Genomic DNA, 21,560 nt, shown 5'->3' with positions numbered 1-21,560 from the left:
CCCATTGGCCGAGTTCTTCCAGACCACGTCGTAGCCGCCACCGGACACCTGCTCGGCAGCAATGACGGACCACGTCGTGTAATTGGCCGTGTCCACCACATTGCCTTGGTATTTCAGCGTTGGGCCGGTGCCGGTCGAGATGTTGGTCAGATAATAGTTGCCGCCGGACACCACCACGTTGGTCGATCCCAACGCCTCGATCGTGACAAGGCTGCCTGCGGGTATACCAATCGCGCCATCGCCATTGAGATCCTGCTGGAGCGTCGGCTCCAGTGCTTTCAGGGTCGGATCGCTCCCCAGGACTTCGGGAGCCGCGGCTAGCGTCGTCACGAAATTGCCGGTGCTGTCGGTGCTCCAGACCGAGTAGTGCCCGTTGGCCGAGTTCTTCCAGACCACGTCGTAGCCGCCACCGGACACCTGCTCGGCCGCAATGACGGACCACGTCGAGTAATTGGCCGTGTCCACCACATTGCCTTGGTATTTCAGCGTTGGGCCGGTGCCGGTCGAGATGTTGTTCAGATAATAGTTGCCGCCGGACCGGAACACGCTGGTCGACCCGAACGCCTCGATCGTTGTCGAAACGAGGCTGGAGCTGGCTACCGTGCCATCCCCAAACCGAAAATATTCGGTGCCGGTGACGGTATCGGTGCCGTCAGGCGATCCGCTGCGCAGGTCAACGAGGGTGAAGGTCTGTGTCGCAGCGTTGTAGGAAATGGTGTAGTTGGCCCGGCTGCCCGAATACACTGCGGTGTCCGTGCCTGAGCCGCCGTTGATGGTGTCGCTGCCCGCACCGCCGGTGATCGTGTCGTTGCCGCCGGCGCCGTTCAGCGTGTTGGCGATGGCGTTGCCGATGATCGTGTCGTTGCCGGACCCGCCGGTGGCGTTGTCGATGTAGGAGCGCGCGTCGCCATTATAAAGATAGGCGTTGTAGACGTTGCCCGATGCGTAGTGGCCGTTGCCGAGATAGGCCAGTTGCACGGAGGAGAACACCGACGAGGCACCGGGATTGAGGTTGATGCTCAGGTTCGTCGTGTAGTTCGACAGGTCGTAGGTATCGATGCCGCCGCCGTCCCAGACGGTCTCGTAGATGCGATTGGCCGAGCCGCCGACGCCTCCGCCCGGTGCGAGCTGGCCGACGCCATTGATGAACTGCTGCCCCGTGGTCGGATTCCAGGTGTAGACGGTGTTGCTGCTCTGAGTCGTGTAATCGGCGCCGTACATCGTCTGGAGCGCGAGGATATCGTTCGCCATGTAAGTCTGCGAATATCCGTAGGCTTCGTTGGTGTAGCCGCCCGTGGTCGAAGCGCCGACATAGCTGCGATAGCTCATGACGGTGTATTCGCTGCTGTCATGCGCGCTCGGCACCGCAACGTTGCCGGGGCCGCCGGCCTCCTGGCTGTGCTTGAGGCCGATCGCGTGTCCGAGCTCGTGCAGCGCAGTGGTGAAGTAGTAATTGCCGAGCTTGGCCAGCGAGAAATTGTATTGAGTCCCGAACCAGATGTCGCCGCCGGGTGCATAATTGCCGGGATAGTAGGCGTAGGCGGTCGGACTGGCGGCCGACGACTGCGCGATCATGAGGTCGGCGCCGTTGGTGCCCGCATATTGGATGTTGGCGTTGGTGTAGCTCAGGATCAATCCGACGGCGTAGTTGATCGCCGCCTGGATCTGCGTGGGCACCGAGGCAAAGCCCGAGGTGGTCGGCTCGCCGCTGCCGCCGGAATAAGGATTTGAATAGTCGCTCGGCGCGTCAGGAAAGCTGTAGGTGATCGTGCCCGACCATTTGACGCCGGACAGCAGGCCGTCAATCTCGGCGTTGTTGGTGGCACTGACATAAACGGCGGTGGCCAATGGACTCTCCAAGCAACGCGTCGTGTGATTCGCCGCGGGGGCACATGATTCTAGCTAGAGAGTTAAACGTTTGGTTTAAATGGGGCAGCGACGTTTGCGCTGCTCCCATAAGGCCGTGTTAGCCATTAAATCCCGTAGTCATACGGAACGGCAGCATAGAGTTTCGTTCCCGGAACACCCGTGATTTGCAGGGTTTCATGAAACGACGCACACTCCCGGCCAGCCTGTTTGGCGCCTTGATTGCGCTTGCTGGACTGTCCCATCAACCTCTCGGAGGACTGCCCGTGGTGGTGGAGAAGGCCAAGGCAGACGACAGCAGCAAGCGAGGGCGCGCGCCCTCCATGCCGATGGCGCGAGATCCTGCCGCTGCGGTGGCAGAGGAATATGAAGCTGCCCGCCGGAAGGGAACGCGGGAGGCCCTTGAACTCTTCATTGCGCGCCATGGCGATGATCCCCTTGCCGCGCAGGCGCGGGCCGAATTGAAGCGCCTGTCGCGCTGATCTCGCAGACAGCGCCTCAGGCAAGGCATTTCAGCAGGCGGCATCGGCGCCGGCCCGGCTTGTCGCGTGATCTCTGGGCACTATGGTAGGCGCCCAATCTGTCCCGGAGCCTTTCACGATGCCCTTCCCGCATGCCTCGGAAGCCCTGTCGCGCTTCACCGTGCTCGATCTGACCCGTGTCCGCTCCGGGCCGACCTGCGTGCGGCAGCTCGCCGACTGGGGCGCCAACGTCGTCAAGATCGACGCGCTGACTGAGGATGCCGGCGGCGAGCAGCCGGGCGGGCCGCGGCGCGGTTCCGACTTTCAGAATTTGCACCGCAACAAGCGGGCAATGACGCTGAACCTGAAGGACGAGCGCGGGCTCGCGGTGTTCAAGCGCCTCGCCGTCAAGGCCGACGTCGTGGTCGAGAATTTCCGGCCCGACGTGAAGAAGAAGCTCGGCATCGACTACGACAGCCTCGCCGCGATCAACCCGCGCATCGTCTATGGCAGCATCTCCGGCTTCGGCCAGGACGGCCCCTACCACAAGCGGCCGGGCTTCGATCAGATCGCGCAAGGCATGGGCGGGCTGATGTCGATCACCGGCGCGCCGGGCGAAGGCCCGATGCGGGTCGGCATCCCCGTCGCCGACCTCAGTGCCGGTCTGTTTTGCGCGATGGGCATCCTCACCGCCCTGCTCGAGCGCGAGGTCTCGGGCAAGGGCCAGTGGGTGCAGACCTCGCTGCTGCAGGCCCAGATCTTCATGCTCGACTTCCAGGCCGCGCGCTGGCTGATGGAGAAGGAGGTCGCCAAGCAGGCCGGCAACAACCATCCGACCAGCATTCCGACCGGCGTGTTCAAGACCTCCGACGGCTACATCAACATCGCCACCACGGGCGGGCGGATCTGGGAGCGCTGTGCGCAGGCGATCGGCGCGCCGGAGCTCTACACTCATCCCGACTATGCGACGGCTCCCGCCCGCTCGAAGAATCGCGATGCGCTCAACGCCGAGATCGAGAAGCGCACCGTGACGAAGTCGACCGAGACCTGGGTCCGCGAGCTCAACGAGGCCGGCGTGCCCTGCGGGCCGATCTACGCCATCGACCAGATGTTCGAGGACGCGCAGGTCAGGCATCTCGGCATTGCGCAGGACGTGCCGAACGATGAAGGCCGGGATATCCGCCTGGTCGGCCAGCCCGTGACGCTGTCGCGCACGCCGAGCAGGATGGTGGCGCGGCCGCCGGAATTCGGCGAGCAGACCGACGAAGTGCTGAAGGAGTTCGGCTTCGGCGCGGACGAGATCGCTGGGCTCAGAGACGCGAAGGTGGTGTGAATCTCGCGCGCCCCGTCTGCAACGACAAAGCCCGGCGCGAGCCGGGCTTTGCTTCTTATTGACGCCTTCTTGATCTCAGTACTTCGCTTAGTACTTCGCGACCACCGGGCCACCAAATTGATAGTTGATGCCGGCGCGCAGGATGTGGTCGGTGAAGCGGGAGGAAGCACTGGCCGCAATCGTGGGCAACGGCGCCAGCGAGAACGGACCTGACGAGAACCGGCCGAGATCCACATAGAGATATTCGAGCTTGGCGCTCCAGTTCTGAGTGATCTTGCCTTCCACACCCGCACCCACGGTCCAGCCGACGCGGGTATCCGACGAAGAGCTGGTCGAGGCGACCGCGACACCAGCCGGCGTGAAGCCGGAGATGGTGCCCGTGGTCTTGATCTCGCCGAAGGCCACGCCGCCGGTGCCATAGAACAGCACTTTCGGTGTCGCCAGTAAGCCGACGCGGCCGCGCACCGTGCCGAACCATTGCAGATGCTGGTCGAGCGTCAGAGTGGTGCCGACAGCAGCGCCGGGGGGCAGAAAGGTCAGGCCCGGAAGACAGGCGCCGCCTGCAATGCTGGTGGGGGCGCAGTTGAAGCCGGCGCGGCCCTTCTCGTCCGACCAATTCAGGTCGCCCTCGATGCCGAACACCCAATTCGTGCTCTGCCAGTTGTAGCCGGCCTGGCCACCGGCGACGGCACCATTCATGTCGAACGAGGCGCTGGTGACGGATCCGGCCGGCGGCACGATCACCGCACCGGTCGCCGTGTTGGTGTAGGTGACGTCGGTGCGCGAACGGCCCCAGCTGTAGCCGCCGTTGGCGCCGACATAGAAGCCCGTCCAGCTCCAGACCGGATCGACCATAGGCGCCTTGACATACGGCTTTGCCGCGAGATCGGCGGCCAGCGCGCCCGTGGCAAACAGCGACATCGCAGCCGCCATTCCAATCACTATCCGCTTCATGGAGAATTCCCCCTTGCACGATCTTGTGATCGAAATATACGCGCATCCTCACCCAAGAGCTGTGCCGCCGCGGCAACATTCGGAAACAATCGGAGGTCGCGCTGGCATCCCACTAGAAAGCTACCTTCGACATAAGCTATTGATTTCATAGGAAATTTCTCCACCATCCTAAGGCGATGTCGCCCTGGTCCCATGCGTCAACCCGACACGGGCGAGGAGATTGTCGATCACCGGCCAGAACAGCAGCAGAATCGCCAGGGTCGTGATCGAGCCGACCAGGCCGTTCGACCAGAACACCTTCAGGGTGCCGCCGGAGCCGATCATCGACAGGCGGAAGGCATCCTCGGCACGGTTGCCGAGCACGAGCGCCAGGGTGAACGGCGCCAGCGGAATGCCGATCTTCTTGAAGACGTAACCGACCACGCCGAAGCCCAGCATCAGCCAGATGTCGAACATCGCGTTCTGGATGGCATAGGCGCCGATCGCGCAGGACACCACGATCATCGGCGCCACCGCCGCGAACGGCACGCGCAGGATCGAGGCGAAGATCGGCACCGTCGTCAGCACCAGCACGAGGCCGACGACGTTGCCGAGATACATCGAGGCGATCAGGCCCCAGACGAAATCCTTGTGCTCGACGAACAGCAGCGGCCCCGGATTGAGACCCCACACCATCAGCCCGCCGAGCAGAATCGCGGCCGTGCCCGAGCCGGGAATGCCGAGCGCCAGCATCGGCAGCAGCGCCGAGGTGCCGGAGGCATGCGCCGCCGTCTCCGGCGCGAACACGCCTTCGATGCGGCCCTTGCCGAAGCCCTCGGGCTCCTTGGCGAAGCGCTTTGCCAGATTGTAGCCCATGAAGGAGGCCGCGATCGCACCGCCAGGGGTGATGCCGAGCCAGCAACCGATGAAAGAGGAGCGCAGCAGCGTCACCCAGTATTTCGGCAGATCCTTCCAGACGCCGAGCACGACGCGCAGCGAGATGCTAGCCGCATGCCCGCGCAGCGCAAGGCGCTCCTCCATCGTCAGCAGGATCTCGCTGATGCCGAACAGGCCGATGACGGCGACCAGGAAGTTGATGCCGCGCAAGAGCTCCGGCGAGCCGAAGGTCATGCGCAGACTGCCGGACACCGTATCCATGCCGATGCCGGCCAGCAGCAGGCCCAGCGACATCGAGATGACGGTCTTGTGCTTGGCTTCGCGCCCGAGGCCGACGAAGGAGCAGAAGGTGAGGAGATACACCGCGAAGAACTCGGGCGGGCCGAATTTCAGCGCAAAGGACGAGATCATCGGCGCGAGGAAGGTGATCAGGAGCACCGCGACCAGCGAGCCGACGAAGGAGGAGGTGAACGCCGCAGTCAGCGCCTCCGCCGCCCTGCCCTGCTGCGCCATCGGATAGCCGTCGAACGTGGTCGCGACCGACCAGGCTTCGCCCGGGATGTTGAACAGGATCGAGGTGATGGCACCGCCGAACAAGGCGCCCCAATAGATGCAGGACAGCATCACGATGGCCGAGGTCGGGTCCATCGTGAAGGTCAGCGGCAACAGGATCGCAACGCCGTTGGGGCCGCCGAGCCCGGGCAGCACGCCGACGAAGATGCCGAGCACCAGCCCGACCATCATCAGCACGAGCGTCTTCCACGTCAGCAGGACGGCAAAGCCGTGGAGCAGGAGACCGAGAGCTTCCATCGCGCGCGGCTCCGCTTAGCGGCCGAGGGCCGCTTCGAGCGGCCCCTTCGGCATGATGACGTCGAAGGCGACATCGAAGGTGACGAACATGATCGCCGTGAACGCGAACGCGGTGAGCAGCGACTTCCACAACGCGATCCGGCCGACCAGCCGCATGAAGCCCGCGATCAGGAGAAAGCTCGCGACATAGAGGCCGAGGAACTGCGTCGCCAGGCAGAACAGCGACGTCGGCACGAACACAGCCAGCACGCGGCGGCCTTGCGCGCGCGTGACGAAGGTTCCGGGCGAGACGCGCCGCGCCAGCAGCGCGGCGATCAGGCCGTAGAGGCTGCCGCCGGCGAGAATGACGGACAGATAGAACGGGAAATAGCCGGGCTCCGGCCCGGTCGCATCCCAGGACGCGCCGGTGCGCCAATTGTCGTAGCCGAGCGTGACCGCGAGCGCGAGCAGCAGCAGGCAGACGACGATCTCGATCGTGCCGGAAGAGACGACGGAAGGGGAATCGTCTTCGGGCGCGGTGGGATCCTCGACGACGATTTCGATATCGGTTTGGGACATGCTCTGTTAGGGACGGAGTGCGTTCAATTCCCCCTCTCCCCGCTTGCGGGGAGAGGGTCGGGGTGAGGGGGAGTCTCCGCAGGGACGGTGAGAGTCGAACTCGCGGAGAGAGCCCCTCACCCCAACCCTCTCCCCGCAAGAACGGGGCGAGGGAGAAGAAGAGAGAGCTACTTCGCGACGAAGCCGGCTTCCGTCATCAGCGACTTGTTCAGCGCATCGTCCTCCTCGAGGAACTGCACCATGTCCTTGCCGGAGAGGAAGATCGGCTTCAAGGCCTGCTTCTCCATGTAGTCCTTGTACTCCGCGGTCTGCGTCACCTTGTGGAACAGATCGACGTAGAACGCCTGCTGCTCCGGCGTGACCTTGCCGGGCAGGAACATCGCGCGCAGCATCAGATATTGCACGTCGACGCCCTCTTCCTTGCAGGTCGGGATGTCGGCCCAGGACTGGGTGTCGGTCACCTTGGTCGTATAGGCAATGCGCTCCCTATCGAACACGCAGAGCGGACGCACCTGGCCGGCGCGCCAGACCTCGAGATTTTCGGATGGGTTGTTGACGTTGGCCTCGGTGTGGTTGCCGACCAGCTGGGTCGCGGCCTCGCCGCCGGACTTGTAGGGCAGATAGGAGAATTTCGCGCCGGTCTTCTGCTCCAGGAACACGGTGAGCACGTGGTCCTCGCGCTTGGAGCCGGTGCCGCCCATCTTGAACGGCGCGCTCGCAGCCTTCGCCGCCGCCACGAAGTCCTTCAACGTCTTGGGGCCTGCGCTGTTGTCCCACAGCACGAACTGGTCGAGCGCGACCACGGAGACCGGCGTCAGCTCGCGCCAGTTAAACGGGATCTTCGCCGACAGCGGCAGCATGTAGATCAGCGAATAGGCGATCAGCACCTTGTTGGGGTCGCCCTCGCTGGACTTCATGTACATCAGCGCTTCCGCGCCGGAGGCGCCGCCCTTGAGCGAGACCACCATCGGCTGCTTCATCAGATTGTTCTTCTGGATCGCGGCCTGCATCATCCGGGCCATCTGGTCGGAGGCACCACCCGCGCCCGCCGCCACCACGATCTCCACCGGTTTCGTCGGCTCCCAGGCCGCAACGGCCGGCGTGCTCAACAACAGCGCCGTCGCAGCGCCGACGGCCTTTACTGGAATTCGCACGAGTTTCGTCCCCTGATGTTTTTGAGTTGTAGATGCGGAAAATTCTATCCCTGCATAGTGCGCACTAATCCTGTAGAGTTCAAGCAGACGGGCAATTGCATGCATATGACTTTCGACTGACGAATCCGAAAGTCCGGGAGACTTATTTGCCCTTCCAGACCGGCGTCCGCTTGTTGAGGAAGGCATCCATGCCCTCGCGGAAATCCTCGCTCATATAGGCTTTCAGGATCAGGTCCTCGCCTTCCTCGCGCGAGAGCGTGCGGCGGATGCGGCGCACCGCTTCCTTGGTCGCTTCCAGCGTCAGCGGCGCGTGGCTGGCGACGAGCTTTGCAGTCTCGTCGGCACGGCGCTGCAGCGTCTCGACGTCAGGCACGACCTCGTTGAGCAGGCCGAGCGCCAGCGCCTCCGGCGCGTCGACCAGGCGCGCCTTGAAGATCATGTCCTTGGTGCGGGCGGGACCTACCAGCGCGACGACGCGGCTGATGTTCGACATCGACAGGCAGTTGCCGAGTGTGCGTGCGATTGGAAAGCCCATCCGCGTCGTCTCGGTGCCGATGCGAAGATCGCAGCAGGCCGCGATCCCTGCGCCGCCGCCGGTGCAGGCGCCGGCGATCGCCGCGATCACCGGCACGCGGCACTGCTCGAGCGTGCCGAGCACGCGATCGATGCGTGCCTCGTAGTCGAGCGCATCCTGCGCGGTCTTGAAGGCACGGAATTGCGAGATGTCCGTGCCGGAGGCGAACGCCTTGTCGCCCGCACCGGTCAGGATCAGCGCCTTGATCGAACGGTCGACGTTGATCTCCTGGCATATCTCCGCCATGCGGTCATACATGGCAAAGGTCATGGCGTTCCGCGCCTGCGGGCGGTTGAAGGTGATCCGCGCGATGCCGTCCGTAACGGAGTAGAGCAGGTCTTCGTTGGCAGTCGTCGGTGCGTTCATCGCGCGCTCACTTTCTTCATTACAGTTCAGTCAGGCCGCCCTCAGGCAACCTGAGCCTTAGGCGACTTGAGCCTTGGTCATTGGCACCACGTCGCGTCCCTTCAGCACATCCATCGCCGCGAGCACGCCGCCGCTCCGATGCGGGATCTTTGCGAGGTCGAGGCCCATCTCGACGCCGGCGAGCGTGCCCATCAGCATCAGATCGTTGAAATGGCCGATATGGCCGATGCGGAACACCTTGCCCTTGACCTTGTTCAGGCCGGTGCCGAGCGACATGTCGAAGTTTTCCAGCACGACCTTGCGGAAGGCGTCGGCATCAAAGCCCTCGGGCACGCGCACGCCGGTCAGCGCCGGCGAATGCGCGGCGGGATCGGCACACTGCGTCTCGAGGCCCCAGACCTTGACCGCAGCACGCGTCGCGGCGCTGTGGCGCTTGTGGCGGGTCCAGACGTTCTCCAGCCCCTCCTCCTCCAGCATCTTCACCGCTTCGCGCAGGCCGTAGAGCAGGTTCGTTGCGGGCGTGTAGGGGAAGGTGCCGAGCTTGTTGAAGCTGATGACCTCCTGCCAGTCCCAGTATGAGCGCATGCCGGGGTTGGCTTTGGCGACCGCGAGCGCCTTCTCCGAGACGGCGTTGAAGCCGAGGCCCGGCGGCAGCATCAGGCCCTTCTGCGAGCCGGCGACCGAAACGTCGATGCCCCAGGCGTCGTGCTCATATTCCATCGAGCCGAGCCCGGAGATGGTGTCGACCATCAGCAGCGCCGGATGCTTGGTGCGGTCGAGGATCTTGCGCACCTCCAGCGGCGGCGTCACGCAGCCGGTCGAGGTCTCGTTGTGCACGACGCAGACCGCCTTGATGGCGTGCTGCTTGTCGGCGGCAAGGCGCTTCTCGATCTCCGCAAGATCGGCACCATGGCGCCAGTCGCTCGGGATGAAGTCGACATCGAGCTTGAACTTGTCGGCGATGCCGCGCCACAGCACGGCGAACTGGCCGGTCTCGCACATCAAGACCTTGTCGCCGGGCGCGAACACGTTGACCATCGCCGCTTCCCAGGCGCCGGTACCGGACGAGGGGAAGATGATCACGGGCTGCTTGGTGCGGAATACGCGCTGCATTGCGGCAAGCACGGCAAAACCGAGCTCGGCGAACTCCGGACCGCGATGGTCCAAAGTCGGCATATCCATCGCCCGCAGCACCCGATCGGGCACGTTGGTCGGTCCTGGAATCTGTAAGAAATGCCTTCCAGTATGCACGGTCATCGGCGTCCTTCCCGGTCTTGCCTTGGTTTGGTGGGCGCCGAATAGCACCATTTGACCGGCTTGTCCTCTCCTCCAAAGGGTCCCTCGCGCATAGCGGACCGGCCTGCCCTCAGCCGCTCCGTCGCGACCACCTTTGCGTGCCGACCTTTACGTGCCGACGATCTTCAGATGCGGCGCGGCATTGCCCTGCGGGCGCTGCTCCAGCAGCTTCATCGCGACATCCACACCGCCGGAGCGGTGCGGCACGCCGGCGACCGACAGGCCCATTTCGACACCGGTGAGTGCGCCGAGCAGCGTCAGCGCATTGCATTCGCCGAGATGGCCGATGCGGAAGACCTTGCCGGCGACCTTCGACAGGCCCGAGCCGAGCGACATGTTGTAATTGTCGAGCACGACTTTCCGGAACTGATCGGCATCATGCCCCGGAGGCATCAGCACGGCCGTGAGCACCGGCGAGAACTCCGAAGGCTCCTGGCACAGCACTTCGAGACCCCAATGGTTGACCGCGGCCCGCGTCGCTGCCGCCAAGCGCTGATGCCGCGCAAAAACATTGTCGAGCCCCTCCTCGAGCAGCATCGCGATCGCCTCGCGCAAGCCGTAGAGCAGATTGGTCGCGGGCGTATAGGGGAAGAAACCCTTGGCGTTGGGCTTGAGCATCTCCTCCCAGTCGAAATAGGAGCGCGGCATCTTGTTGGTTCTGGACGCAGCCAAGGCCTTGTCCGAAATCGCGTTGAAGCCGAGACCGGGCGGCAGCATGAAACCCTTCTGCGAGCAGCTGACGCTGACATCGACCTTCCACGCGTCGTGACGATAGTCGACCGAGCCGAGCGAGGAGATGGTGTCGACCATCAAGAGTGCCGGATGCGAGGCGCGGTCGATCGCGGCGCGGATCTCGGCGATGCGGCTGGTCGCGCCGGTCGAGGTCTCGTTGTGCACGACCATCACCGCCTTTATGGTGCGCGCGGCGTCTTCGGAGAGCCTGGCCTCGATCACCGTGGGATCGGCGCCGCGGCGCCAGTCGCCCGGGACGAAATCAACCTCGATGCCGAAGCGGGCGGCCATCTGCCGCCACATCGTGGCGAAGTGGCCGGTCTCGACCATCAGCACCTTGTCGCCCGGCGACAGCGTGTTGACGATCGCGGCTTCCCAGGCGCCGGTCCCCGACGAGGGGAAGATCACGACCGGCCCCCGGGTCTGGAAGATCTGCTGGCTGCCTTCGAGCACGGTGCGGCCGAGCTCGCCGAATTCGGCGCTGCGGTGGTCGATGACAGGCATGTCCATCGCGCGCAGGACGCGCTCGGGGACCGGGCTCGGGCCCGGAATCTGCAGGAAATGGTGTCCCTGAGGCATGCAAAGCTCCTTTTCGGCAGGTTATGGCCGGCTCCGCCGGCTATTTTGCATTCATTTTTTGTCCCTTCAATCGAAATCTGGTATTCGATTGCGAGCGTCGACGCGATCAACCGGGCAAACTACTGTGCTGCAAATGAAATCCACGATTCCCGACACCGGGGTTCCGATCACCCCGTCCCCCGGCAATGGCGATCGCCAGGAAAACCGTCACGAGGCCTCGCTGCATGGCGAGATCCTGCTGCGGCTGCGCGATTACGTGGTCGAGGGCAATATTCCTGAGGGCGCGCGCGTTCCCGAGCGGCAGCTCTGCGAGATGCTTGGCATCTCCCGCACGCCGTTGCGCGAGGCGCTCAAGGTGCTCGCCGCCGAGGGCCTGATCGAGCTACTGCCCAACCGCGGCGCGCGCGTGCGCCAGCTCAGCCAGCGCGACCTCGAAGAACTGTTCGACGTCATGGCGGGCCTGGAAAGCCTAGCCGGGCGCCTCGCCTGCGAAGCCATAACGGATGCGGAAATCACGGCGATCGAGCAGCTGCACTACGAGATGTACGGCCACTACCTGCATCGCGACATGCACGGCTATTTCCAGGCCAACCAGCGCATCCACGAGAGCATCGTCGATGCCGCACGCAACGATACGCTGAAGAGTGCCTATGCCAATTTCGCCGGCCGCATTCGCCGCGTCCGCTACTCCGCCAATTTCGCCCGCAAGCGGCAGCGCTGGGCGGAAGCCATGCGCGAGCACGAGGCCATCCTCGATGCGCTGCGCCGCCGCGCCGGGAGCGAGCTCAGCGACGTCCTGTTCCAGCATCTGCGCAACAAACGGACGGCAGCGATCGAGCACCTGACCGAGCCCCAAGAGGGCGCGCCGGCATCGCCTTGAGGGCGCCCGGCTTGCCCATTTTGCATTCACAATATGGTCGATCAGGAACCACAATGAATATCCCAGCAAGGCTGAGCCTCGCCGGGTCAGTCCGGGATCAGGGATGACGAACGCCTCCTCGCTCGAACGGCGCCTGCGGTCGGAATTGACCGGCGACGTGCTGTTCGACGGCTTCAGCCGCGGCCGCTACGCCACCGACGCCTCGTTCTACCAGATCATGCCGGCTGGCGTGGTGGCCCCCAAGACCATGGACGAGGCCTTGCGGGCGCTGGCGATCGCGCGCGACGAGGGGCTGAAGGTCACCCCGCGCGGCGGCGGCACCTCGCAATGCGGCCAGACCGTCAATGACGGTCTCGTGGTCGATCTCTCCAAGCACCTCAACCGGATCCTGTCGCTTGATGTCGAAGGCCGCACCTGCGTGGTGGAGCCCGGCATCGTGCTGGACGACCTCAACCGCCAGCTCAAAAAGCACGGCCTGTGGTTTCCGGTCGACGTCTCCACGGCCTCCCGCGCCACCATCGGCGGCATGGCCGGCAACAATTCCTGTGGCGGCCGCTCGCTGCGCTACGGCACCATGCGCGACAACACGCTGTCGATGGAGGCATCGCTCGCCGACGGCACGCTGGGCCGTTTTGGCGAGGTCGCGCGCGATCTCTCCGACCTCGAGGCCGGCGACAGCACCCGCGCCCTGTTCCGCGACATGCTCGACCTTGGCACCCGCGAGGCCGACGAGATCGCCGCGCGCTTCCCAAAGGTGCAGCGCCGCGTCGGCGGCTACAATCTCGATGCGCTGGTGCCGCGCAACGCGCCGAACAACATGGCGCATCTGTTGGTCGGCTCCGAAGGCACCCTCGCCTTCACCACCAAGGTCGAGCTGAAGCTGTGGCCCGTGATCCGCAACAAGGCGCTCGGCGTCTGCCATTTCGGCAGCTTCTACGAGGCCATGGATGCGGCCCAGCACCTCGTCAAGCTCAAGCCGATTGCGGTCGAGCTGGTCGACCGCACCATGATCGCGCTCGGCCGCGACATTGCGATGTTCGCACCCGTGATCTCCGCGGCGATCAAGGGCGATCCGGATGCCGTGCTGGTGGTCGAATTCGCTGAAGAAGACCAGTCGGACAATCTGGTGCGCCTCAAACAGCTCAGCGAGCTGATGGCTGATCTCGGCTTCGGCTGGAACAACGACACGCGCAAATGGGGCGGCGTGGTCGAGATCACCGAACCCGCGCTGCAGAGCGGCATCGCCGATTTCCGCGCGGCCGGCCTCAACGTGATGATGTCGATGAAGCAGGAGGGCAAGCCGGTCTCCTTCGTCGAAGACTGCGCGGTGCCGCTGCCGCACCTCGCCGACTACACCGCGCGGCTGAACGAAGTCTTCGCCAAGCACGGCACCAGCGGCACGATGTACGCGCACGCCTCCGAAGGCTGCCTGCATGTGCGCCCCGTTCTGAACCTGAAGCTGGAGAAGGACGTCAAGGCGATGCGCGCCATCGCCGAAGAGGCCTTCGCCCTGGTGCGCGAGTACAAGGGCTCGCATTCCGGCGAGCACGGCGACGGGCTGGTGCGCTCCGAATTCCACGAGGCCATGTTCGGCGAGCGCCTCGTCGCCGACTTCAGGGAGGTGAAGCAGCGCTTCGATCCTGCCGGCCTGCTCAATCCCGGCAAGATCGTCGATGCGCCCAGGATGGACGACCGCTCGCTGTTCCGCTTCAAGCCCGATTATCGGGTCGGCGAACTGAAGACGAAGCTCGACTGGTCCGCTTATCCCGGCGCCGGCGGCGGTTTCCAGGGCGCGGTCGAGATGTGCAACAACAACGGCGCCTGCCGCAAGCTCGAGGGCGGCGTGATGTGCCCGTCCTATCGCGCCACGCGCAACGAGAAGGACGTTACCCGCGGCCGCGCCAATACGCTGCGGCTTGCGATCTCCGGCCAGCTCGGCCCGGATGCGCTCGCTTCCGACGAGATGATGGAGACGCTCAAACTCTGCGTCTCCTGCAAGGCCTGCCGCCATGAATGCCCGACCGGCGTCGACATGGCCAAGATGAAGATCGAGGTCCTCGCGGCGCGCGCCGCCAGCCGGGGCCTGACGCTACGCGACCGGCTGGTTGGATATCTGCCGCGCTATGCCGGCCTTGCTTCGCGCTTGGCGCCGCTGGCTAATTTGCGCAACGGCAGCCCGCTGCTGCGAAGGCTGTTCGAGCGCTTTGCCGACATCAGCGCGCGCCGGGCCCTCCCCGCCTTCCGCCGCGATGTGTTCGTGCCGCCGGACGAAAGCGTTGGCCCGGAGTCCGGCCGCGAGCTCGTGCTGTTCACTGATACCTTCAACCGCATCTATGAGCGCGAGAATCTCGACGCCGCGCTGCGCGTGCTCACGGCCGGCGGCTATCGCGTGCATCTGCCGAAGCCGGTGAGCGGGAGCCGTCCGCTGTGCTGCGGCCGCACCTTCCTTTCAGCCGGCCTTGTCGACGAAGCCAAGGTCGAGCTCGACCGGCTGGTCTCGGCTTTCGCACCCTATGCAGCGCGCGGCGTGCCGATCGTCGGCCTCGAGCCGAGCTGCCTCCTGACGCTGCGCGACGAGCTCGCTTCGCTGCGCAAGGACGACGACGCCAAGGCGATCGGCGCCCATGCGCTGACCTTCGAGGAGTTTCTGGTGCGCGAGGCCGAGGCCGGACGGCTGCAACTGCCGCTCGGCAGCGTCGCCGACAAGGCCGTGGTGCACGGCCATTGCCATCAGAAATCCTTCGGCGCCTTCAAGCCGGTCGAGCAGGTGCTGCGCCTCGTCCCGGGGCTGAAGGTCGAGACCATCGAGTCGAGCTGTTGCGGCATGGCCGGCGCATTCGGCTATGGTGCGGATACCTACGATGCCTCGATCGAGATGGCCGAGCTTTCACTGCTGCCGGCCGTGCGGCGCGCGGACCCGGATACGCTGATCGTCGCCGACGGCACCTCCTGCCGTCACCAGATCCACGACGGCGCCCAGCGCGAGGCGCTTCACGTCGCGCGCGTGCTGGCCATGAGTCTCGATCGTTTCAAGTCCAACGCCACTTCTCCAGCTGCAAAGGAAACCAGCCATGGCTGACCTCACCCTCGACACCGCCCGAAAAATCCTCGACGCCGCCTTCGCGAAGGCCGGCGAGCTCAAGCTGAAGCCGCTGGTCGTCACCATCCTGGACGCGCGCGGCGTGCTCAAGCTCGCGGCCGCGCAGGACGGCACCAGCCTGATGCGCGCCGACATCGCGCATGGCAAGGCCTATGGCGCGCTCGCCATGGGCATGGGCTCGCGCGCTTTGTTCCAGCGCGCGCAGGAGCAGGCCTATTTCATCGATGCCGTGAACACGATCGCCAAGGGCGCGCTGGTGCCGGTCCCCGGCGGCGTGCTGATCATGGATGGCACCACCCTGCTCGGCGCGGTCGGCGTCTCCGGCGATACGTCCGACAATGACGAAGCCTGCGCGGTGGCGGGGATTCAGGCGGCGGGACTGAAGGCGAACGCGGGGTGAGATTGTCATTCCGGGGCGCGCCCCTTGGCGCGAGCCCGGAATCCATTTCTCCGCATCACTTGCTGCACGATGGATTCCGGGCTCGCGCTACGCGCGCCCCGGAATGACGGCGGAGGATGCGGCTACATTCTCGTTCGTGCCGCCCTGGGTCCCGGCTCTGCGCAGCGACGCCGACGCGTTGCGGCGCGTCCGGGATGCGAGAGCGGATCCCCTCACCTCCCCGTCCAGACCGGCTTCCGCTTCTCGCTGAACGCTTTCAACCCTTCCTTGGCGTCCTCGGTCATCGCGAGCAGTGCGATCTGGCTTTCGGTATAGGCGATGCTCTCGTCGAACGACATCGAGGCGATCGCGCGCATGGCGTATTTGCCGCGGCGGATCGCGGTTGGGGATTTGTCGACGATGCGGCCGATCAGCCAGTCAACCTTGGCATCTAACTCGGCGGCCGGCACGATGTAGTTGAGCAGGCCAGCGGCCTGCGCGGCCCTGGCGTCGAACGGCTCGCCCGTGAGCGCCCATTCGTTGACGAGACGGGGCGGAGCGATGCGCTGCAGCAGGCTCAGCACCTGCATCGGGAACACGCCGACCTTCACCTCCGGCAGGCCGAAGACGACGTGATCAGCCGCAACCGCCATGTCGGTCATGCACAGAAGGCCCATGCCGCCGGCCATGCAGACGCCACTGAGGCGCGCAATCGCCGGCTTCGCGGCGTTCTGTGACAAACGTAACAGATCGGCATAGTCGACATTTGGTTTGGAATGATCCATCGCGAAAGCCGCGCCGGAATTCTGCAAGTCGGCGCCCGCGCAGAACGCCTTGTCGCCCGCGCCCGTCAGCACGATGACGCGGACGTCCTTGTCCTCATGCGCGTCGCGATAGGCTCTTGTGATCCCGGCGATGACCTCGCCGTTCAGCGCGTTGCGTTTCTCCGGCCGGTTGATGGTGATCCAGAACGCCTGCCCGCGCTTCTCGGTGATGACGGCTGTGGTGTCGGTCATGACATGCTCGCTCGCTTGGTCCCGTTTTGCAGCCATTTGCGGCAGGACCGGCGGCGCGCGCAAGGGCAATCTGCAGGGTCGCCTCACCATAGCGTGTGGGCGCAACTTCCGCTTCGCGATTGAACTGGGGCTTGCGCGCGCTATCCTGACCGGAGATTTGATCACCGATGAGCCATTTCATGCGCGCCGCATTGATGTTGTTGCTGGCAGGATTGGTCGTGCTGAGCGGCGGCGCCGCATGCCATGCGGCCGACGCCGCGAAGATCGCGCTGGTGATCGGCAACGCGAAATATCCCGACAATGAGTTCGTCCTGAGCGAGGTCGCCAACGATGCCCAGGACGTCGCCGAGGAATTGAAGCGCGGCGGCTTCGTCGTCGACAGGCAGAGCAATCTCACCGGCGATGCCATGCGGCAGGTGCTGGGCCGCTTCTACGACCGCATCGAGCGCGGCGCGGTGGCGCTGATCTTCTTCGACGGCTTTGCCATCCAGTCCAACCGTCAGACCTATCTGCTGCCGGTCGACGCCCAGATCTGGACCGAGCCGGACGTCTCGCGCGACGGCTTCGGCCTCGACGCCATCCTCGCCGAGATGAACACGCGCGGTGCCGCCATCAAGATCGCGCTGATCGACGCTTCCCGCCGCAACCCGTTCGAGCGGCGCTTCCGCCGCTATTCGGCTGGCCTGGCACCGGCGATCGCACCGAGCAATACGCTGGTGCTCTACTCCGCTGCGCTCGGCGCGGTCACGGCGACCGGCAAGACCGATCGCAGCCTCTTTGTCGCCGAGCTGCTGCGCGAAATGCGCGCGCCGAACATCAGCGCCGAGCAGGCCCTGACCAACACCAAGAATGGCGTCGTTGCCGCCACCAACCGCGAGCAAGTGCCCTGGCTGTCCTCCTCGCTGACGACGGAGTTCTCGTTCGCAAGCCCGGCGACGCGGCCGCGGGACGACGCGGCCAAGCCACAGGTGCAGACACCCGAGCCGCAAAAGCCGGTCTGCGAGGTACCGCAGGCGGAGCCCGCCCCGAATGCGGACGAGTTGGCACGAGATCCCGTCCTCGCCGATCTCAGCCGCAGGATCACCGCCAACGCCAACGATGTCACCTCGCGCTACAAACGCGGCCAGGTCTACGCGATCAAGCGCGCCTATGCGCTCGCGATACAGGATTTCGACGCGGTGCTCCGCCGCGCGCCCAAGGACGCGGAAGCCCTAAACAACCGCTGCTGGAGCCGGGCTGCGACGGGCGACCCGCAAGGCGCGCTCGCCGACTGCAATCTGGCGCTCCAGATCAACCCAGGCTTGAGCGATGCACTCGACAGCCGCGGGCTCGTCAACCTCAAGCTCGGGCGCAATGCCGAGGCGATCAAGGATTATACCGACGCGATCCAGCGCAACCCGCGCTCCTCGTCCTCGCTGTTCGGCCGCGGCATCGCTGCGCGCAGAAGCGGCGGCGACGGCGCCACCGATATCGCGCAGGCGAAGTCGATGAACCCGAACATTGCAAAGGAATTCGCGGGCTACGGCGTCACGGAGTGCACGCCTTGAGCTGAGGCCGCCTTCCTGATCCAGACTTTATTATCGTGGAACGCCGCGCCGCCGATCGGCGCGATCGTATCTGCGCCCGTCAACGTGTTGATGCCGCGGCCGCCGATATGGTTGCTGTTGGGATGAACGGATTCGGCGATCAGGACACCGCGCCGCACGCCCTCGAACAGCGTCGCGATCAGCGTGGTCTCGCCGCGGCCGTTGCCGAGCGTCACCGCATCGCCATCGGCGATGCCGAGCGCGGCGGCATCTAACGGGTGGATCATCACGCTGGCCCGGCCCTCGCGCGCCTGCGAGGACGGCGTCTCGTTGAAGGTCGTGTTGAGGAAGCTGCGCGAGGGACTGGTCGCTAGCCGGAACGGATGGGCCCGGTCGGCGTGCTCGATCACTGCCCAATGATCCGGCAGACCAGGCATCTTGTCGTAGTCGCCCATGGTGACGCCGAACGGCGGATGCGCCCAGTCGGCTTTGAAATGGAACTTGCCGTCGGCGTGGGCGAAGCCGTCGAGATAATGCGAGGTGCGGAAATCCGGCTGCAGGTCGCGCCAGATGTCGGCTTCAAGGCCGGCGATGTCGCCGTGATTGCTCAGCCTCAAGGTCGCGTCGATCAATTCGCGCGGGCTCATCTCGAAGCCCGGATGCCTGGCGCCCAGCCGCGGCGCCAGCGCCTGCAACACCTCGTGGTTGGAGCGGCATTCGCCCGGCGGGTCGATCAGCTTCGGCCCGACCGAGATGTGCTGATGGCCGCCGCCATAATAGAGGTCGTCATGCTCCATGAACATGGTCGCCGGCAGCACGATGTCGGCCATCTGCGCCGTCTCGGTCATGAACTGCTCGTGCACCGCCACGAACAGATCCTCGCGCGCAAAGCCCTGCCGGACCAGCGCCTGCTCCGGCGCCACCGTCATCGGATTGGTGTTCTGGATCAGCAACGCCTTGACCGGGCCCTTGCCCTGCAGAGCTTCGGCATCGCCGGTGAGGATACGTCCGATCTGCGACTGGTCGAGCGCGCGGGTGGTCTTGTCGATCGCGTCGTGGCCTTCGATGATGGATTCGTTGAAGTGCCACAGCGCGTAATTGTTGAAGAAGGCGCCGCCGCCTTCATACTGCCAAGCGCCGGTCACCGCGGGAATGCACAGCGCCGCATGCATCTGCGTCGCGCCGTTGCGCGAGCGGGTGAAGCCATAGCCGAGACGGAAGAAGGTCCGCTTGGTCTCGCCGACGGCCTTGGCGAAAGCCTCGATCTCCGACACCGGAACGCCGCAAATCGCCGAGGCCCATTCCGGCGTGCGCGACTTCAGATGCGCCTCGAGCTCGGCGGGGCAATCGGTATACTTGTCCATGTAGGCTCGGTCGGCGTAGCCGTCGCGGAACAGGACATGCATGACGCCGCAGGCGAAGGCGCCGTCGGTGCCGGGCCGCAGGATGATCCTGATGTCGGCCTGCTTCATGGTCTCGTTGTCGTAGATGTCGACCGCCGCGATCTTCGCGCCGCGCTCCTTGCGGGCGCGCGAGGCGTGCGTCATCACGTTGACCTGAGTGTTGACGGGATTGGTGCCCCAGATCACGACGAGATCGGACAGCGCCATCTCGCGCGGGTCGACGCCGGCGATCTTGCCGGTGCCGATTGCAAAGCCGATGCGCGCAACATTGGCACAGATGGTCTGGTAGAAGCGCGAATATTTCTTCACATGCGTGAGACGGTTGAGCCCGTCGCGCATCACGAGCCCCATCGTCCCCGCGTAGTAATAGGGCCAGATCGATTCCGCACCGAACTCGCGCTCGGCCGCATTGAATCGGTGCCCGATCTCGTCCAGCGCCTCGTCCCAGGAGATCCGCGCGAACTGACCTGAACCCTTGGGGCCGGTGCGGCGCAGCGGATAGATCAGCCGCTCGGGATGATGGATGCGCTCGGCATAGCGGGCGACCTTGGCGCAGACGACGCCGGCGGTGTAGGTCTGCTTCTTCGAACCGCGGACGCGGCCGATGCTGCGGCCTTCGACCACCTCGACATCGAGGGCGCAGGCCGAGGGGCAATCATGCGGACAGGTCGAATGGCGGATCTCGATCTTCGCGTTGATCTTGGCGTGCTGGTTCATGTCCCAGTTCGTAACACCAAAATACCGGCCAGCCGAGCGCATTTATCCGGCAAGCCCCATGCGATTTGCTCAAACCGCGCGCGCCGAGCCTCCTGCTGCGGCTGCGAAGGAGACCGGCCAGTGAGCCGCGCGACGTGCAAGCGCAACCCGAGCTACATCCTTTGCTATTTGTGCAACTGGGTGAGACCGGTCGGCGGGCCATCGACGGCGGTCCAGCCGCCGTCGACGAACAGCGTGCTGCCGCTGACATAGCTTGCGGCATCCGAGGCGAGATAGGCGACGGCGGTCGCGACCTCGTCGGCGCTGCTCCAGCGGTTGAACACGGTGTGGCCGGCGTAGAGATTGTAGATGTCGGGGCGCTGCTTGAACGGGCCGGTCAGCGCGGTCTCGGCGATGCTCGGCGCGATCGCATTGACGCGCACGCCGGCGTGCCCGACCTCGGAGGCAAAGCCCTTCACCAGGAGACCGATCGCCGCCTTGGTGGAGCCGTAGATGCCGAGGCCAGGTTCGATGGTCACCGCGCGCACCGAGGAGCAGGCGATGATGCTGCCGCCCTTCTGCGCGACCATGATGCGGCCGAAGGCCTGGAAGAAAAAGACCGTGCCCTTGACGTTGAGGTTGAGGACGCGGTCGAGATCCTCCTCGGTGTAGTCGAGGATGGTCTTGCGGATGTTGAGGCCGGGCGTCGTCACGGCGATGTCGAGCCGCGGAAACTTCTGCATCACGGTTTGGGCCAGCGCATTGACATCCGCGGCGCTTGCGGCGTCGCAGCCAGCTGCTTCCGCCCAGCCGCCCTTGTCACGAATACCGGCGGCGGTCGCCTCCGCTGCGTCGAGCGCACGATCGGCGCAGACGACGCGGGCGCCGAGATCCGCAAGCGCTTCGGCCGACGATCTGCCGATGCCGGATGCGGCGCCGAGCACGAGCGCGGTCTTGCCGGTGAGATCGAAGAGCTTGCGATAGTCCGCCACTGACATTGT

17 protein-coding genes are annotated in these 21,560 nt (G+C 65.1%); 6 read left to right on the top strand and 11 right to left on the bottom strand.

Annotated elements, in window-relative coordinates; all coding sequences use genetic code 11:
• Nucleotides 1–1,848: M10 family metallopeptidase C-terminal domain-containing protein (locus I6F24_RS25295; RefSeq protein WP_225156505.1), on the bottom strand; the 1,848-nt coding region annotated here is incomplete at its 3' end.
• 197 nt (nt 1,849–2,045) lie between these two features.
• Here I6F24_RS25295 and I6F24_RS25290 point away from each other — a divergent pair.
• Nucleotides 2,046–2,348, top strand: a complete 303-nt coding sequence (locus I6F24_RS25290) for a hypothetical protein (RefSeq protein ID WP_225150576.1) — start codon at nt 2,046–2,048, stop codon at nt 2,346–2,348.
• Between the two features lie 118 nt (nt 2,349–2,466).
• A complete protein-coding gene (locus I6F24_RS25285; RefSeq protein WP_036032141.1) occupies nt 2,467–3,660 on the top strand; it encodes a CoA transferase in 1,194 nt (397 codons plus the stop codon).
• A gap of 87 nt (nt 3,661–3,747) precedes the next feature.
• On the opposite strand, the gene I6F24_RS25280 is transcribed toward I6F24_RS25285, so the two are convergent.
• The 7 genes from I6F24_RS25280 to I6F24_RS25250 all read right to left on the bottom strand — a co-directional run bounded on the left by I6F24_RS25280 (nt 3,748) and on the right by I6F24_RS25250 (nt 11,559).
• Nucleotides 3,748–4,614 (bottom strand): outer membrane protein, encoded by an 867-nt coding sequence (locus tag I6F24_RS25280; protein WP_225150574.1) that lies wholly within the window; start codon nt 4,612–4,614, stop codon nt 3,748–3,750.
• Nucleotides 4,615–4,782: 168 nt separating this feature from the next.
• On the bottom strand, nt 4,783–6,300 hold the full coding sequence (locus tag I6F24_RS25275; RefSeq protein WP_036007455.1) for a tripartite tricarboxylate transporter permease: 1,518 nt from the start codon (nt 6,298–6,300) through the stop codon (nt 4,783–4,785).
• A 15-nt stretch (nt 6,301–6,315) separates the two neighbouring features.
• The gene (locus I6F24_RS25270; protein WP_225148175.1) at nt 6,316–6,858 is read right to left on the bottom strand and encodes a tripartite tricarboxylate transporter TctB family protein; all 543 of its coding nucleotides are present in this window, start codon (nt 6,856–6,858) and stop codon (nt 6,316–6,318) included.
• Nucleotides 6,859–7,025: 167 nt separating this feature from the next.
• Nucleotides 7,026–8,012: a tripartite tricarboxylate transporter substrate-binding protein gene (locus I6F24_RS25265; RefSeq protein ID WP_225150572.1), complete on the bottom strand. Its 987-nt coding sequence runs from the start codon at nt 8,010–8,012 to the stop codon at nt 7,026–7,028.
• Between the two features lie 142 nt (nt 8,013–8,154).
• Complete coding sequence (locus I6F24_RS25260; RefSeq protein ID WP_225150571.1) at nt 8,155–8,952, bottom strand: enoyl-CoA hydratase/isomerase family protein; 798 nt, start codon at nt 8,950–8,952, stop codon at nt 8,155–8,157.
• A gap of 57 nt (nt 8,953–9,009) precedes the next feature.
• On the bottom strand, nt 9,010–10,209 hold the full coding sequence (locus tag I6F24_RS25255; protein WP_036029042.1) for an aminotransferase class V-fold PLP-dependent enzyme: 1,200 nt from the start codon (nt 10,207–10,209) through the stop codon (nt 9,010–9,012).
• A gap of 147 nt (nt 10,210–10,356) precedes the next feature.
• The gene (locus I6F24_RS25250) at nt 10,357–11,559 is read right to left on the bottom strand and encodes an alanine--glyoxylate aminotransferase family protein (RefSeq protein ID WP_036029019.1); all 1,203 of its coding nucleotides are present in this window, start codon (nt 11,557–11,559) and stop codon (nt 10,357–10,359) included.
• Between the two features lie 133 nt (nt 11,560–11,692).
• Here I6F24_RS25250 and I6F24_RS25245 point away from each other — a divergent pair, with 133 nt between their 5' ends.
• The 3 genes from I6F24_RS25245 (at nt 11,693) to I6F24_RS25235 (ending at nt 15,939) form a co-directional block, all read left to right on the top strand.
• Nucleotides 11,693–12,439 carry a GntR family transcriptional regulator gene (locus I6F24_RS25245; protein ID WP_036029036.1) on the top strand — a complete coding sequence of 249 codons (747 nt, stop codon included), beginning with the start codon at nt 11,693–11,695 and terminating at the stop codon, nt 12,437–12,439.
• A 103-nt stretch (nt 12,440–12,542) separates the two neighbouring features.
• Nucleotides 12,543–15,518 (top strand): FAD-binding and (Fe-S)-binding domain-containing protein, encoded by a 2,976-nt coding sequence (locus I6F24_RS25240; protein WP_074448214.1) that lies wholly within the window; start codon nt 12,543–12,545, stop codon nt 15,516–15,518.
• Nucleotides 15,511–15,939 carry a heme-binding protein gene (locus I6F24_RS25235; protein WP_036029017.1) on the top strand — a complete coding sequence of 143 codons (429 nt, stop codon included), beginning with the start codon at nt 15,511–15,513 and terminating at the stop codon, nt 15,937–15,939. The genes I6F24_RS25240 and I6F24_RS25235 overlap by 8 nt, the downstream gene beginning before the upstream one ends.
• 212 nt (nt 15,940–16,151) lie before the next feature.
• Here the strand turns inward: I6F24_RS25235 and I6F24_RS25230 are convergent, their stop codons facing one another.
• On the bottom strand, nt 16,152–16,934 hold the full coding sequence (locus tag I6F24_RS25230; RefSeq protein ID WP_036029031.1) for an enoyl-CoA hydratase/isomerase family protein: 783 nt from the start codon (nt 16,932–16,934) through the stop codon (nt 16,152–16,154).
• Between the two features lie 167 nt (nt 16,935–17,101).
• Here I6F24_RS25230 and I6F24_RS25225 point away from each other — a divergent pair, with 167 nt between their 5' ends.
• Nucleotides 17,102–18,481: a caspase family protein gene (locus I6F24_RS25225; protein WP_193375208.1), complete on the top strand. Its 1,380-nt coding sequence runs from the start codon at nt 17,102–17,104 to the stop codon at nt 18,479–18,481.
• Here I6F24_RS25225 and I6F24_RS25220 read toward each other — a convergent pair.
• Together I6F24_RS25220 and I6F24_RS25215 are read right to left on the bottom strand one after the other, a co-directional pair.
• Complete coding sequence (locus I6F24_RS25220) at nt 18,454–20,580, bottom strand: molybdopterin oxidoreductase family protein (protein ID WP_036029016.1); 2,127 nt, start codon at nt 20,578–20,580, stop codon at nt 18,454–18,456. The genes I6F24_RS25225 and I6F24_RS25220 overlap by 28 nt on opposite strands.
• A gap of 164 nt (nt 20,581–20,744) precedes the next feature.
• Nucleotides 20,745–21,551: an SDR family oxidoreductase gene (locus tag I6F24_RS25215; protein WP_036029015.1), complete on the bottom strand. Its 807-nt coding sequence runs from the start codon at nt 21,549–21,551 to the stop codon at nt 20,745–20,747.
• Between the last annotated feature and the right edge of the window lie 9 nt (nt 21,552–21,560).

This window comes from Bradyrhizobium sp. BRP23, from assembly GCF_020194135.1.
GTDB classification, from domain to species: Bacteria; Pseudomonadota; Alphaproteobacteria; order Rhizobiales; family Xanthobacteraceae; genus Bradyrhizobium; species Bradyrhizobium yuanmingense.
Note: the sequence above shows the minus strand (reverse complement) of the source record. Positions and strands in the feature narration are given on the sequence as shown.